Here is a 13,237-nt window from a genome sequence, read left to right as displayed (position 1 = left end):
TCCTTCGTGGCTGTATGACCCCAAAGTTGTTGCGCGACGTCCATAACCGTTTCGAGGTCCACACCCAACCGATCGGCGATCCTGTCAGAAACGCGATCGTGATCTAACGGGCGTCGAGCTGAAGAAACGCGCCAGGCGACTTGCTCGGGCGTGTGGGGTGAGGGGCAATGAGCAAGGCGGAAAGTACGGCGACGGCGAATTGCTCCGACTTATCGGAACGTTCAACACCAAGGCCGAGGCTCGAACTCAGGTTACGCTGCGCAGGGCTGGGCGGTCACGTCGTCGTCCGACGAGCGTCGAGTGGTTCGACAGCTTGGTCGGCTGGGCGTTCGATGACGTGCCTGACGAACCGTCGCGCGGGGTACGTGGCGATGCGACAGCGCTAGTCGCTCGTGAGGTCTCCAAGGACCGCCAAGGGCGCGAGATTCGGTCCATGCTGGACGAGCCCGACCCTGGGGACGGGACAGGTCGACACAAGCTCACGAAGAAGCTCGTGCGGCTGTGCAACGAGAAGGGTCTGACGCAGGCCGAAGCTCTGTGGGTTCTCGAACAGCACGAGCCGTCAGTGGCCAAGTTCGGCTATGACCGACTGCCTGAGCAGGTCGTTGTGTGCTGGGACGGCGACACCAGACCGCCGGCCAAGCCCAGGAGGAAGACCTCCGTCCCACATCCCGCAGATGGACTGCCCGAAGGTGGAGCCGCCGAGTACGACCCGGACAAGTCGCTGGGCGAAATGCTCAGCGCACTTGGTGCGCGAGACATAGACGATCTAATGGCCGAGGAATTCGCGGAGCTGAAATGGCTTCTGGATGAACTCATTCCCGAGGGGCTGACCCTCATTGTGGCGGCTCCAAAGGTTGGTAAGTCGTACCTCGTTATCAACGTTGTAGTAGCTCTCGCATGGTCTCTAGGGAAGGCATTGGGTGGGATGGTCGTGGGCGAATGCGGCGCGCTCATCATCAGCGTGGACGATCCTTCCCCGCGTCGTATGCAGAAGCGCCTCAACGAGGTTACGGAAGCAATGGAACTCGACTTTGGTGACCGTCAGCACCCGGTGATGATTGTTGGGGAATGGCCCGAAATCGGAGACGGGGGGATCGAACTTCTCGATTTGTACTTGACCGAGAACCCGGACTGTAAATTCGTCGCTATTGACACCCTGGATCAGATCCGTCCTGCGTCGTCCCGCAGCAGTGAGCCCGGCAAGTTGGACCAGGAGGTTATGAAACAGCTCAAGAAACTCAGTGACAAGCACCATGCCGCTATCGTGGTTATCCATCACGACCGCAAGAATAAGGACTCGCTTGACTGGATGGATGGCGTTTCAGGACATCGAAAGATCGTCGGTGGCGCGGACACTGTGTTGTTCCTCGATAAGAAGCGCGGGACAAACCAGGTCAAGTGCTATATCACGGGCCGAGATGTCGAGGAGCGGGAAGAACGGTTCGAGATCGTATTTCCATTATGGCGCCACGAAGCGTTGGCTGAAATCGGGGACGAGAAATCGGTCGATGACTACGTGATGGAATTCATGCAGACGAATCGGGCTGGCGGGCTAGCGTCAGATATCGTTCGAGAATATCCACACCTGAAAGTCGGCACCGTTCGTGCATCGTTGTCTCGATTGAAAGATGCTAAGCGACTCGTTCAGCCGGGTGGAAATCGCAAGCCCTATTGCTTGCCGTTGATCTGACTCGCGCATGCCGGTACCGGCGCACACCGGCGCACACCGGCGGGCATAATGCCCGCTCGCGCACGTACGTACGTAACGGAGGTTTGTAACTATGTGTTTATGTAACTATGAGGCTGCGGGGCTTATCGCATCATCGTTGCATAGTTACACGGTTATTCACACCGGCGCGCAGACTGCGCCGGAGCGCGTACACGGACCGGCGCGTATGCGAGGAAGGTGTTAGTTCCGAATCTGAGAAAGTGAAACTGAGAAAGCGAACACTCACAGTTCGCGGGGTCCCTGTGTGCGTGAGAAAGGAAAAGACAATGCCGATAGTTCAGCTGGACCCGACGCCGGTCTATAAGCGACACAACTGTGAGAGGAAGCACCGCACCACTCGGACATTCATGAAGTGTGCAATCCGTCGGGCAGCTTGGGTGTGGGGTGAAGGTCCGTACGCGCTCATCGCCTGGTGTGGAGTCCCCACGGTAATGCTGCACGAGACTCGCGAGAGGGCTGAATGGTCGTTGGAACAGATCGACCGCTACTACTGCGGTCATCTGTGCAAAGGCAACCACAAAATAGTTCGGGTGAAGCTCGACTGATCGCCGAAGGACATGCACAACTTCATATCCAATCAGGTGAGCAGGGCTCGTGTGCAGATAGTTCGGTGTATGTCACCGCTGTGCACGGGCCTCTTGCTATAAGCGAGAGCGTTGGACTGAATGCTTCGCATTCTGCGCGAGTGGGGGCGGTTCATGTGCGTACGTGCGAGGAAGACACGCTGATGTCTTGAACATGCGCGAACGTGTGATTTATCGCGAGAGTGTATGAAAGTCGCTGTACGGATCTTCTAGCGTCCTGTATCGCTGCCTGGTTTACGCGCCATGCACTGCGAACGCAATTCAGGTAGTGGGGAAAGTTATTCGGGCAACAGGTATGGCTGTGTCGCGTCTACGTGCGAGTGAGCAAAACTCGCGGGTTCGGATTCGAATATCTTTTTGCATATCATGCCGACAATGGCGCAAATGACCGCCGCGTCATTCGGAGGAAACCCGGAAAGGGAAGCCAATGGGCTACCGTGCATTTCGAGACAATCGGCCCGATATCTACGGAAGCGTAGACGGGATGGCTGGCCTCGCGGAAGAGGTTACCTATCGAATTCCAGGGGTTCCGCATGAGTTCGTGGCTCACCCGGACGAATTGTGCCAGGACTGCTCGATGCCCGTGCTCACGATGAAGGACCGGACATCGGGCAAAGTGCGTTGGGTATGGCATGACGAGATGTGCCCTACGGCGCGAGAGGAGTCAAAGATAAAGCCGCGAGTGCTCAATCGTCAGAGGTAAGAATGGCCTACATGCCGCGATAGCGGGTGTGGGCAAAGGATCGACTGATATCCGCTGATAGCGCTATCGCCGCAATGGCAAGGCGCGTAAGCGGGTCAGGAGTCCGTGAACTAAGTCGAGAATAAGAACCTAGGAATGGGGAAAGAAATGGCAGAAATAGATATCGCCGCGCTCATGCAGCAGGCGATTACCGCGAAGGCTCCCGAGGAGTACGACAGTATTCGGAGTCAGATCGACGCTGCACTGAGCGATGACGAAGCCACCGTGCAGGCTGCGCGGGACGCGATCACCGCAGTGTCCGGCACCACCGACGAACGACTGCTCGCGGAACAAACCTTCGGGCGGGTGTGGACGAACATTCACGGCCAACTGACGTCAGCTGTCAACGCCATCGCTGCAATAGGGATTGGCGTGCAAGCTATTCAGGCGGCCGATACGGGCGTTCGTCCGTTGATGGCTCAGGAAGTCGTCACCTACTTGCAGGGTGCCTACGCGCTGACCGAGGACACCATCACTCAGCGGGTGCTCATCCCGTTGTCGCCGGATCTCGCGTCCGCGCTCGAACAGCAGGACGCGAACCAGAAGCGGGCCACCATCGCCCGGCACAACGTCGACCAGGCCCAGCAGGGCACCGGTCACTACGTCCCCGAAGGGAGTTACTGACATGTCACTACTCGAAGAACTGAAGGCCCGCGTCATTGGGGGCGAGAAGGTCACCCCAAAGCAGTATGCCGAGGCTCAGGCCGCCGATGAGCTGGCCGGGCTTCAGAAGTTGTCCGACGAGCGCGAGGCCAAGGAGAAGGCAGCCGCCGAGCACGCGGCCGCCGTTGCCAAGTTCAAGGCCGAGGACTACGAGGAGTTCATGGCTACTGACTTCGAACCGCTGCGCGAGGCGTACGCGAACCTGGTCGTTGCGGTCGCTGACCTTCACACCCTCGTACAGGAACACCTCAATAAGCAATCCCAGATCAAGGCAAGGGCTGCCAGGCTAGGGCTGCACAACCATCCCCGGACAGGAGCGCCGCAGTCCCACCACGCGCCCGTTCCTGAAGACGCGGAGCGGTGGCGGAAGCAGTACGTGAGCGGGGAGGACTACATCCAACTCGCGGTGGAGGAAGGCAAGCGCGGATTCGTGCCCAGCCGGGGCAAGGCTGGCTCTCACGTGTTCCACACGGCCGAGCGTAAGGAAGAGCTTCGTTCGCTGAATGAGCCCAAGGTCAACCTGAAGCAACTCGGTATCGAGATGCGCGACCGGATGCTGAACGAGGCGCTTTCGGACGACTGAGAGACCCGGAGTGCTTGTGCCCCCGGGCACTCCGCCCATAGCCCCGTGACGGGAATCTCCCCATTCCACCGTCACGGGGCTTCGCCGTATCTATAGGAGGAACAGATATGGAAGTCATTGCCGACCGCCGCGCGAAAGCCCTTGCCATGCGCGAAAGCGGAGTGAGTGTGAACGATATACGAGATACGTTGGGCTTCAAGGACTCTAGGGCCACGCGTAGCGCGATACGCAAGGCACGCGCAGATATCGGGCAACCGAAGCCGGAGGGTCGTCCCCGTAAACCTCGTGATGACGACGGGTTGCCAGTAGACATTCTGACGTCTCGTGATCGTCATGTGCATCGAATGATCGCGCAACATGCGCGGAGGCGTCACGAGCGTCTTGAGGGCCTGCTACGAGCGTCCGGGTTGCACGTGTCGCAAATGACTGCCGCGCAACTCGGTTCGCGTGTCTGGTCGTTGGAGCAGTACGACGGCTGAACACAGTCCACGCATACCGTGACCAACGTGCGGTGTGGGACCACTCATCTGATCAGTCATCAGAACGCAGGTCGGCCATAGCTGCGGTGATCATGGCCCGTGCATCCTGCCCGTGGACGGCTTGATCCTTAAGCCGGTGAAATGCCCTCTCGTACAACGCAATCTCGCTGGGCTGAGTGATGGTCAGCTCGGCGGAGATGGTCTCGACCTGCACCATGCGGGAGTCGAACATGATGAAGTTGTTTACCGGCGTCCGGTAGTCGGCACCTGTCGGCAGGATGCCCAGCACAACACGAGGCAGAGACATCGCTGTGAGCAATCGGTCCATCTGCTCTAGCATCAAATCCGCGGTGCCAACGCGGGTGTGGAGAACCTGTTCCGCGAGGATGAAGTAGAAGCGGTGGTTGCCTCGGTACAGGACCTGTTGACGTTCGAGACGTGCGCCAAGGCTGGATTCGATGTCGCTCTCCGGCTCGTCGTAGAAGTCGAGCACCATGCGAAGAATCGCCTCAGCGTAGGGCGGGGTCTGCAACAGGCCCGGCACCACGACAGGCTCATACCACCGCATGAGGTTGGTCTTGGCCTCGGTAGTTACGGATTGCTTCTGCCTGTGTGGCAAACGCATTCGTCGCCATTCGAGATATGAGGCTTCGACATTGCGCAGGTTGGCTACGAGGTCGGGTAACTGGTCGTCGGTGCGGGTGTGGATGCACCAAGCCCGAAGGTCTGCGTCGGTCGGCGACTGCTTTCCGTACTCGATTCGCGAGACCTTGGAACTGTGCCAACCGGCAAGCTCGGAGAGTCGCCTGCCGGTCAGCCCAGCGTCCTTGCGGAGGTTGCGCAGGCGCTCACCGAACGCCTCGCGGGCCTCTTTCGCGGTAGTAGTCACGCCTTGACGTATTCAGCGTGGGGGACGGCTTTGTCCCACACCCGATTCCACGCTGCTCGCGCATGTTCGACAATCACCGGGTCGTGGGTGATCGCCCAGCCGGCATACCGCCCTGACGGCTCGAAGACGGTGAACGCAAGCGCTCGGTCGTCGAGGAGCCAGAAGTCATCAGTGGTCAGCTCGGTTGGGTCGATCTGGCGGCGGGGCAGATACCGGATTTCTTCGCCCGCAGCAATATTGCGGTTCGCCACGACCATGGACCACCGCACATAGTCAGTGTGTGGTTCAGTGACGACGCGGGCACGGCGCACGAGACGCCCAGTGCTCGTGACTTCGTGAATCAAGCCGTCCCACTCGTCACACCATGCGTAATCGTCCGGCTCGCCGTCGAGGAACTTACGGAACGGCTCGGCTTCCTCCGGTGTGCTGTACGAGTCTTGCAGTTCCAGGTGGTAGGCGCTGTGCTCGCAGGCGCGGAGGAGGTTGTCGATTTCCTCACCTTGAAGGAATTGCATCGGGTCGGATCTCCTGTGCGATGGGAACTTCTACGCTGGTCTCGTGGTCAGGGGTGTTCATCTGGGCGAGCGCATCGGCGTCGGTGACTAGCTGCCCGCTGAGGATGAAGGTCCCGTGTCCGGTGTCGTGCAGAAGGGAGCCCAGGCACGTGCCACGCTCAAGGAACGCGAGTAGCGGGTGTGGAATCTCCACTTGGTCATCGTGTCCGGGCACCTTCCAACCTTGCACGACGTAAGTCCGTCTGTCCGTGAGGAACAGGGTTGGACTGCCACCGTGGTTCGTGTTCTTGCCGAGGAACCTTAAGAGCATGGGTATGCCTCCCGTTGGAGCGTTGCGCCTGTTTGCGCACACCCATAAATCGTCGGATTCCAGGTGCAACCAGTCAACAAAAACCATCTGATCGCGCAAACTCTAACAAACTCGTTCAGGTTTGCGCGCTCAGGTTCTTAGGTTCGACTGCAACGGGTCGGGTGAGCTTGACGTCTGTCGTTCACCCGGCTCGGAACCAATCGTTCGCCGAAAGGTTCTGGCGTGCAAGACAATCAGTGCCACGTGCGCATCGTGTTCGGGTCTCTGGTGTTCGACTTCTGCGCAGCGAGGCAAGCGGCGATTCTGTACGCGAAGGACGTAGGGGAATGGCTCGGCGTTCCCGTGCTGATAGACGATGAAGTCCACGAAGACCTGCCGCCTCTGCCTTGTGAGCGGCTATGGTCGTGATCGTCTTCAGCGTCGCCGTAGTCGCGGCATTTGTACTCGGCTTCATGCTGGGCCGTCGTCGGCACCCTCCCGGACGGCACAGCTTCGAATATCTCTCCACACCTGCCGAAACCACGCTCGAACTTCCGCCGGTCAGATCCCGCTCGGCGTGGCCGGAGCGTCCCGTAACGAACAAGAGGAGACCATGATCCGCCGACCTGTGCTTGCCGCATTCGCCATCGCGTTGACCGGATGCGCCGCACCCACCACGACGACGACCCAACTCCCGACCGGGACGCAACGGCCCGCTGTCACCACACCGGCCCCTCGGCCGACCACCACGCTCGCCAATGCGCCCATCCCGACCGGATGCCAACCGGCCCCCTCTGGTGTGGTGGCGACGATCTCAGCTGCGTTCTCGGACCCGTCGAACACGCTGGCCGATACGTTCGCGGTCAGTGCCCCGGGTGGACTCGTGTACGTCGGTGCGAACATCATGCAGGGCACGACGAAGGTATCCAGCGCCGACGTATGGGTCACTCAGCGCGGATCGGTGTATTCGCTGTCGGGTGATGCCCGGCGACGGACCACCCTGCCGGATGGCCGAAAGGTGTTGAACGCCAGCGCCGGTGATGACTTCGGCACGCAGGTTCAGGACTGTGTCACCACCACCGAACGCGCCCGTAACCGATCCGGGGGACGTTGACCCACCACACCCCATGCGAACAGAGCCGCCTAGTTTCGATGCTGGGCGGCTCTCGCCGTTTCAGGTGCAGGTGTGGGCATGAGATCGCGCTTGACCTGCCGGTGATCAGTGATGCGCGACGCACGACGTGATGCCCTACCGTATCCGTCCCTGATTCGTCTCCAGAGAGACCGACACGTGTTCGCTCGAGTGATCCCGCATGGTGACGATTAGTCAGGACAGTACGGACATGCTCAGGGCGAGTGTTGGTGTCGGTGGTCGTCGCTACGATGTTGCCCAGCCGAAACAAGGAGGTGGGCCGTGACTGTTCGGCCTGGTAGCCACGTCTGGGAACGCACGGACAACGAGGGTTGGTGCAACTACCGGCAAGTTCACTCAACCGAGGAAATCTATCAGGAGGTCGGACGTGGTCACGAGACGCTGAGCATCATGCAGTCCGATCTTGAGCGGGGCGCGGGGTACTGGCTGGAGGAGGGCGAGCACAAGTTCTTGGTCGAGAAGGTCATCTTCGACATTGACAATCCCGACGCGCCGGTTCGTGTCATCTCGCATGAGCGCCCACCGTTCGGTGAGTGGCAGATAGTCGAGTAGCGCGTCCACCACAAAGCCCCGGCACATGGCCAGGGCTGAGAGGTTCGTCGGGCTACTCGGTGTCGGGTGTGGGTTCCTCAGTCTGCTTGGCGGCTTCCGCCTTGGCAGCCTTCGCGGCTTCGCGGTCCTTGAGCCACTTGGCGAAGCGGGTTTTCATCGGGCCAACGTCCTTGGCGGTGAAGCTGTATCGCGAACCGGCACCCACGGCTTCGTAGTCATCCGAAGCACGCAGGAACACCCGCAGCGTCTTCGGGTCGGTGCCCAGCGCTTCGGCGACCTGCTTGGTTGACAGGGTCTCGGCGGGCTTCGTGGTGGTCTTCTTCGCGGCGGGCGTAGTCATCGTGGTCTCCTTCGTCGGTGTCGCCTTGGTGGCGTGCGACAGCAACGTAAGAGAGGTCAGGCGCTGGTCCGAACAGGTGACGATGGACTCCGTGGCAAGTTGTGACCTTCGCGCCGACGACGGGCGGTGTGGACGTAGGAGTGTGTCACGCAGTGTGACACCGAATGTCGTATGACGACGAATGACGTTCGGATACGAAAAGCCGCTCTCACCTGGGCAGAAGCGTTACGGGGAGGTACGGCGAATGACGTTCGAGGACGCTACTCGGCTATCTCGTAATGAAAAGGTCGGGGGTTCGATTCCCCCAGGCGGCTCCATCTACCAGCGGAATCTCAGATGTTTGCGGGCCGTAATCAGGCCCGATGACACGGAAACGACACGGTTTAGCTTGCGTGTCGGTCCAGAATGGCCGTGAAGTCCGGCGCTTCGTGTGGCTTGTCGATGTAGTGCTTACGGCCGTCGCGCCATCGTCTGCATGGCCCAGTTGGCTTGCTGGTCCCGCTGCGCTGTGCTCATTCGCAATCAATGTCGCGACCGACTTGCGGGACGTCTTCGGCGTGACCCAAGCGAAGTTGGTCCCGCGCGCTTCGCGCCAGGTGCGCCGGAAGTTGTGCGGGTCGTAGATGTCGCCGTTCCGGTTCGGGAACACCAGATCGAGCTTGTTCGGCGTCGCATCGAGCTTGCGGCGCATGAGTGCGTCCACAGCGAACTTCGGCAGTGCGATGGACCGGTATCCGGCATCGGTCTTGGTCCACTCCTGACGGATCAGGCCCCTTGCCTTCTCCTGTTGTACCGCGTGCTGACCGAGGCGAAGTGAGGCCACGGCCGATGCGAGCTCGGCATCGGCCGTGGCCCCGGCTCCCGACTGCTTCGCTCTCAGTTCGGGTCGATCCAGCTAGGAAATCGCCGTGTCACCCGCTGTTCGGCCGAAACAGCAGTACCGGACGTCCATCGCGAACCTGCGCTGGTCCAGGCTTCGGAGAGGACGCCTATCCACTCGCCGTCAGCGTCGAGCAGGCAGCTCTCCGATGCGCGACCAGAGCAGATTGCTTCTACCACCTCGAGCGCGGGAACGGGACGGCTTTCGCCCTCGAAGACATAGTCGATCACGAGGTTGAAGCACCAGCCCGTCTCCACTCGCGCTGCTTCGTCATCGAAACGGCTGACTCGAATACTGCCAGCCTGGCTGCCGGGAACCTGTGCGCGCGCGGAAAGTACTACTACGCTCTCGTACAGGTAGGTTTCGGCCTCAAATCTCACTGCAAGATCGCATAGCTGGTTCTACAGGTCATCTACGACATCACTTACAGGTGGATCTGAACGTCACTGGTGATATGAAGCTGTTGGTACAGGCGAATTTTGACGTCACATGGTCGGGATGGTGAAAGGTTGCGCCGCAACGTTTTGTGTGCTCCGTCCGAGGCGGGTGCCAGACGGTGCGAGCGGCGTTGCCGGGTAGGGTACGGCTGTGCTCGATTGGGATCACAACGCCTATTACCACCGGCTGCTGCTCCGCCGGATGCCGCAGCACTGCCGACGGGTGCTGGATGTCGGCTGTGGTGCCGGAGCGTTCGCGGCTCGACTTGCCCAACGGGCTGAACAGGTCGACGCCGTCGATCGCTCCGCGGAGATGATCGAGGAGGCGAAGCGCCGCACCCCCAACAACGTGAACTGCGTTCTCGCTGATGTGCTGACCGACTCGCTGCCGGGCAAGGATTACGACGCGGTCTTCTCGATCACTGCACTGCACCACATGCCGTTGCAGGATGCACTGGCGGTACTCGCGGCTGCGCTGCGGCCTGGCGGGGTCCTTGCTGCCATTGCTCTGCCTCGACCGGACCTGCGCCGGGAACTGCCTGTTGAGATCGTCGCGGCAGTTGGTTCCCGCCTGCTTGGTGTGGTGTTCCTGTCGAGAAGGTTGTTGGGAAGCAAAGGCGGGTTCGCGAAGGACTCCACCGGCTCGATCATGCCCGTCGTCATGGATCCGCCGCTGACCACCCGAGAGGTCGCGCACCAGGCCGCCGCGGTACTGCCTGGCGTGCGGGTGCGACGACTCCTGTTCTGGCGTTACCTTCTGGTCTGGCAGAAGCCGAACAGCCCAGGCATGTGAGAAGCGGGTATTCCGGCCGTCTACCTGCTGGGTGCTGGGTAACATCCTGCTGTTGATCGCCGGCACCATCGGCCTGGCCACTGAACATCGCTGGTGATCCGAAGATGTTGGTACAGACGAATTTCGACGTCACCTGGCCGTGATGGTGGTAGGTTGCGCCGCAACGTTCTGTGTGCTCTGTCCGAGGGGCCGGAACCTGTCTCGTAGGAGCCGTCGTTGCCGCCGCCGCGTCAGTCCAAGGTGGAGCTGTATGCCGCCATCCGGCGAGACTCGCGGGCCGGGGTGTCGGGCCGGGATCTGCAGCGTAAGTGCAATGTCGGGTACCAGACGGTGCGGGCGGCTTTGCGGTCTGCATGGCCGGCCGAGCGGAAGAAGTATCTGCTCGCGCTGAGCCGCCACAATGTCGCGGCCGGTGAGGACATCCGCTATCTGGTACGGCGGGACGCCGATCCGTCCGACTCGGCCACCGAGGATTTCTGGTTGTTCGATGAGCGGGCGGTGGCGTTCTCCCTGTTCGATGCGCGCGGGTTCTGGGTTGGGGCGGCACTGACCGACGAACCCGTGATCGTCGCGCACGCGCACGCGGTCGCGATCCGTGACCGGGTGTGGTCGGCGGCAATTCCGTTCGAGGAGTATGCGAACCGATGAGCGGGGCAGCGCGGGCGAAAGTAGCTCTCGGGGCGCGGCTCCGAGAACTGCGCAAAGATGCTGGGCTGGACGGACGGCAATTGTCCACCGCCGCCGGGTGGCACTGGTCTAAGACATCCCGCATCGAGCACGGCAAGCAGATGCAGCCACGCCGTCTACGGCGACGCCGCCCGCGCGCTCATCGCATTGGCGCTGGAGGCCCGCAGCGGGTAGGCGTTCCGCGATACCTACCGGGCGGGTAGAGTGGTCCGACATCGAACGGCTAAGGCACGCGAAACATGCTGTATCGCAATGACTCCCGTCGATAGCGGAGCGCCTCGACCGTGGGACCGGGGGCGCTTTCCAGGTCGCGCCACATATTCACCGTGCCGAGAGTGAAAGGCAAGCCCCGCCCGAGCTGTGCCTGCTGCCGTCTCATTCCGGGTGGCCGGCATGCTTGGCTCGCATCGCGGCGAGCTCGGCTTCTCGACGGGCGGCCCGCCGCGCCCGGGTCGCCTGCGTCCGTTGAGGTTGCGGTTCCGGCGGTGGCATACGCCGGACACGTTGCGGCGATCCCTCTACCTCGCTCAGGTCGATCGTCCGGACGAAATTCACGAGCATGGTGACGGGCAGAATGAATGCCGCCCAGAACATTCGGTACGTTCCGCCGTGGAAGCCGAACGTGAGATATCCGGCATAGCCGAGAAATACACCGCCGGCCACGCCGTTCAAAACGCGGTGGCGCGTGGGCAGCTCGCGGGCGATCAGGGAAAGCGTGATCAGCACGATGCCGCTGATCGCGAGCAAGACAACATATGAAGCGAACATCGAAACCTTCGGAAACGACGGGACCGGAGCCGCACTCTGGGGATGCCCCGGCGAATGGGCCCGGCATCCCCGAGCCGTGCTCAGCCCGCGTTATTGGTGCACGCCACCTGGAGGATCTGGGCCTGCTTCGGGGCGGCGCTGAGCGACGACACCGGCGGGCCGAACGCGTCGAGCGCGGACCGCTCGGCTTCCGCTCGTGTCGCCGCGGCCCGGCCGACCAGCGCGCCACTGCGATAGGCGATGGCCCCGCATCCGTCGACGAATCGCACGTGAATACGGCATTTCGCGGTGGTGCAATGCTGTAACACCGACGCGTCGGCTTGTTCCCAACTGGGATAGTCGACAGCCCACACCGCGTGGATGTAATCTCCGACGACTTCCGCTCCGAGCGAACCGTAGTACCGGCCATCCGGTCCCGGCTCAGCCGAAGCAACGCCCGCACCGACAGGTATCAGTATGGCCGCCATCGAGGCGACCATACCGAAGACAGCCTTGCGCGACAGTGACATATGAACTTCTCCCACTAGAACCCGAGCACTGAAATCGACTCGGACAGGAGATCATCGCTGATTTCGCGCTGTACGCCAAATCGCGACGGCTGATTGCCTTGCGCCGGAACCGCCGTCAAATCGATGAGCGTCTGCCCGAAAATTGCGTGGCCTTGGGCATCCCGCGGCTGCACATCGCCATCCGCGGATCGATTCTCCAGAGGTGAAAACGCAAAACAGCGGAAACTTCCCGCCACCGACACCGCATATAGACCCGACTCGGCCCGCCGCGCCTTGGCGGATCACCTTGCACCGCAGCGCTGCTGATGCGAGTCCGCGTTCTATCGGGCGTGGCCGCTCGGCGATCGAAGGATGGAGCTGCAGGAACGTCTCGGCCCAGGCGCTGACCCGGTCCGCCACGGTGATTCTGTTCGCGGCGAACCGGGTGCCGTCGGCAACAATTCAGTGCCCGACCTGGGCGTAGGCCCCGCCGGTCACCTCGTCGCGTCAGTCGGTGAAGTAGGGGTAGAAGTTTCCCCGGAAACCCCTGCTGCCTCGGTGATTCGCTCGATGGTCACCTCGTCGATGCCGATCCTCGCGACGACGATGGGCAAGCCGTCGATGAGCAGACGCATCCGCTCCATCCCCACATCCTGACGGAGG

18 protein-coding genes are annotated in these 13,237 nt (G+C 61.4%); 11 read left to right on the top strand and 7 right to left on the bottom strand.

Annotated features, from left to right (window positions below):
- Positions 1 to 157: 157 nt before the first annotated feature.
- The 4 genes from ACT89H_RS24365 (at position 158) to ACT89H_RS24350 (ending at position 4,783) form a co-directional block, all read left to right on the top strand.
- Positions 158 to 1,693, top strand: a complete 1,536-nt coding sequence (locus ACT89H_RS24365; protein WP_445110975.1) for an AAA family ATPase — start codon at positions 158 to 160, stop codon at positions 1,691 to 1,693.
- A 1,461-nt stretch (positions 1,694 to 3,154) separates the two neighbouring features.
- Positions 3,155 to 3,682 (top strand): hypothetical protein, encoded by a 528-nt coding sequence (locus ACT89H_RS24360; protein ID WP_445110974.1) that lies wholly within the window; start codon positions 3,155 to 3,157, stop codon positions 3,680 to 3,682.
- 1 nt (position 3,683) lies between these two features.
- On the top strand, positions 3,684 to 4,304 hold the full coding sequence (locus tag ACT89H_RS24355; RefSeq protein ID WP_445110973.1) for a hypothetical protein: 621 nt from the start codon (positions 3,684 to 3,686) through the stop codon (positions 4,302 to 4,304).
- A 107-nt stretch (positions 4,305 to 4,411) separates the two neighbouring features.
- Positions 4,412 to 4,783: a hypothetical protein gene (locus tag ACT89H_RS24350; protein ID WP_445110972.1), complete on the top strand. Its 372-nt coding sequence runs from the start codon at positions 4,412 to 4,414 to the stop codon at positions 4,781 to 4,783.
- Positions 4,784 to 4,835: 52 nt separating this feature from the next.
- On the opposite strand, the gene ACT89H_RS24345 is transcribed toward ACT89H_RS24350, so the two are convergent.
- Positions 4,836 to 5,672, bottom strand: a complete 837-nt coding sequence (locus ACT89H_RS24345) for a helix-turn-helix domain-containing protein (protein WP_445110971.1) — start codon at positions 5,670 to 5,672, stop codon at positions 4,836 to 4,838.
- Complete coding sequence (locus ACT89H_RS24340; protein ID WP_445110970.1) at positions 5,669 to 6,187, bottom strand: DUF6879 family protein; 519 nt, start codon at positions 6,185 to 6,187, stop codon at positions 5,669 to 5,671. Before ACT89H_RS24340 ends, ACT89H_RS24345 begins: the two co-directional genes overlap by 4 nt.
- A 532-nt stretch (positions 6,188 to 6,719) precedes the next feature.
- Here ACT89H_RS24340 and ACT89H_RS24335 point away from each other — a divergent pair.
- The 3 genes from ACT89H_RS24335 to ACT89H_RS24325 all read left to right on the top strand — a co-directional run bounded on the left by ACT89H_RS24335 (position 6,720) and on the right by ACT89H_RS24325 (position 8,181).
- The gene (locus ACT89H_RS24335) at positions 6,720 to 6,905 is read left to right on the top strand and encodes a hypothetical protein (protein WP_445110969.1); all 186 of its coding nucleotides are present in this window, start codon (positions 6,720 to 6,722) and stop codon (positions 6,903 to 6,905) included.
- 184 nt (positions 6,906 to 7,089) lie between these two features.
- A complete protein-coding gene (locus ACT89H_RS24330; RefSeq protein WP_445110968.1) occupies positions 7,090 to 7,590 on the top strand; it encodes a hypothetical protein in 501 nt (166 codons plus the stop codon).
- A 429-nt stretch (positions 7,591 to 8,019) separates the two neighbouring features.
- Complete coding sequence (locus tag ACT89H_RS24325; RefSeq protein ID WP_445110967.1) at positions 8,020 to 8,181, top strand: hypothetical protein; 162 nt, start codon at positions 8,020 to 8,022, stop codon at positions 8,179 to 8,181.
- A 52-nt stretch (positions 8,182 to 8,233) separates the two neighbouring features.
- Here the strand turns inward: ACT89H_RS24325 and ACT89H_RS24320 are convergent, their stop codons facing one another.
- From ACT89H_RS24320 to ACT89H_RS24310, 3 genes are all read right to left on the bottom strand, one after another.
- The gene (locus ACT89H_RS24320; protein WP_445110966.1) at positions 8,234 to 8,521 is read right to left on the bottom strand and encodes a hypothetical protein; all 288 of its coding nucleotides are present in this window, start codon (positions 8,519 to 8,521) and stop codon (positions 8,234 to 8,236) included.
- 268 nt (positions 8,522 to 8,789) lie between these two features.
- Positions 8,790 to 9,344 carry a site-specific integrase gene (locus ACT89H_RS24315; protein ID WP_445110965.1) on the bottom strand — a complete coding sequence of 185 codons (555 nt, stop codon included), beginning with the start codon at positions 9,342 to 9,344 and terminating at the stop codon, positions 8,790 to 8,792.
- A 53-nt stretch (positions 9,345 to 9,397) separates the two neighbouring features.
- A complete protein-coding gene (locus ACT89H_RS24310) occupies positions 9,398 to 9,781 on the bottom strand; it encodes a hypothetical protein (RefSeq protein ID WP_445110964.1) in 384 nt (127 codons plus the stop codon).
- Between the two features lie 208 nt (positions 9,782 to 9,989).
- Between ACT89H_RS24310 and ACT89H_RS24305 the strand changes: the two genes are divergently transcribed.
- From ACT89H_RS24305 to ACT89H_RS24295, 3 genes are all read left to right on the top strand, one after another.
- The gene (locus tag ACT89H_RS24305) at positions 9,990 to 10,631 is read left to right on the top strand and encodes a class I SAM-dependent methyltransferase (protein WP_445110963.1); all 642 of its coding nucleotides are present in this window, start codon (positions 9,990 to 9,992) and stop codon (positions 10,629 to 10,631) included.
- A 216-nt stretch (positions 10,632 to 10,847) separates the two neighbouring features.
- Positions 10,848 to 11,279: a DUF6879 family protein gene (locus ACT89H_RS24300; RefSeq protein WP_445110962.1), complete on the top strand. Its 432-nt coding sequence runs from the start codon at positions 10,848 to 10,850 to the stop codon at positions 11,277 to 11,279.
- Positions 11,276 to 11,521: a helix-turn-helix domain-containing protein gene (locus ACT89H_RS24295; protein WP_445110961.1), complete on the top strand. Its 246-nt coding sequence runs from the start codon at positions 11,276 to 11,278 to the stop codon at positions 11,519 to 11,521. The genes ACT89H_RS24300 and ACT89H_RS24295 overlap by 4 nt, the downstream gene beginning before the upstream one ends.
- A 172-nt stretch (positions 11,522 to 11,693) precedes the next feature.
- On the opposite strand, the gene ACT89H_RS24290 is transcribed toward ACT89H_RS24295, so the two are convergent.
- Positions 11,694 to 12,065: a hypothetical protein gene (locus ACT89H_RS24290; RefSeq protein WP_445110960.1), complete on the bottom strand. Its 372-nt coding sequence runs from the start codon at positions 12,063 to 12,065 to the stop codon at positions 11,694 to 11,696.
- 101 nt (positions 12,066 to 12,166) lie between these two features.
- On the bottom strand, positions 12,167 to 12,553 hold the full coding sequence (locus ACT89H_RS24285; protein ID WP_445110959.1) for a DUF4189 domain-containing protein: 387 nt from the start codon (positions 12,551 to 12,553) through the stop codon (positions 12,167 to 12,169).
- Between the two features lie 393 nt (positions 12,554 to 12,946).
- Here ACT89H_RS24285 and ACT89H_RS24280 point away from each other — a divergent pair, with 393 nt between their 5' ends.
- Positions 12,947 to 13,231 carry a hypothetical protein gene (locus ACT89H_RS24280; protein WP_445110958.1) on the top strand — a complete coding sequence of 95 codons (285 nt, stop codon included), beginning with the start codon at positions 12,947 to 12,949 and terminating at the stop codon, positions 13,229 to 13,231.
- Positions 13,232 to 13,237: the final 6 nt, after the last annotated feature.

It is taken from the genome of Nocardia aegles (genome assembly GCF_052545135.1).
The sequence above is the reverse complement of the archived record's forward strand: the minus strand, read 5'-3'. Positions and strand labels throughout refer to the sequence as shown.

Bases quoted from the DNA above. Each gene is read 5' to 3' on its own strand.
- ACT89H_RS24285 (WP_445110959.1), bottom strand. From the start codon at position 12,553: ATGGCGGCCATACTGATACCTGTCGGTGCGGGCGTTGCTTCGGCTGAG.
- ACT89H_RS24340 (WP_445110970.1), bottom strand. From the start codon at position 6,187: ATGCAATTCCTTCAAGGTGAGGAAATCGACAACCTCCTCCGCGCCTGC.
- ACT89H_RS24320 (WP_445110966.1), bottom strand. From the start codon at position 8,521: ATGACTACGCCCGCCGCGAAGAAGACCACCACGAAGCCCGCCGAGACC.
- ACT89H_RS24280 (WP_445110958.1), top strand. From the start codon at position 12,947: ATGGAGCTGCAGGAACGTCTCGGCCCAGGCGCTGACCCGGTCCGCCAC.
- ACT89H_RS24355 (WP_445110973.1), top strand. From the start codon at position 3,684: ATGTCACTACTCGAAGAACTGAAGGCCCGCGTCATTGGGGGCGAGAAG.
- ACT89H_RS24325 (WP_445110967.1), top strand. From the start codon at position 8,020: ATGCAGTCCGATCTTGAGCGGGGCGCGGGGTACTGGCTGGAGGAGGGC.
- ACT89H_RS24295 (WP_445110961.1), top strand. From the start codon at position 11,276: ATGAGCGGGGCAGCGCGGGCGAAAGTAGCTCTCGGGGCGCGGCTCCGA.
- ACT89H_RS24350 (WP_445110972.1), top strand. From the start codon at position 4,412: ATGGAAGTCATTGCCGACCGCCGCGCGAAAGCCCTTGCCATGCGCGAA.
- ACT89H_RS24330 (WP_445110968.1), top strand. From the start codon at position 7,090: ATGATCCGCCGACCTGTGCTTGCCGCATTCGCCATCGCGTTGACCGGA.
- ACT89H_RS24360 (WP_445110974.1), top strand. From the start codon at position 3,155: ATGGGGAAAGAAATGGCAGAAATAGATATCGCCGCGCTCATGCAGCAG.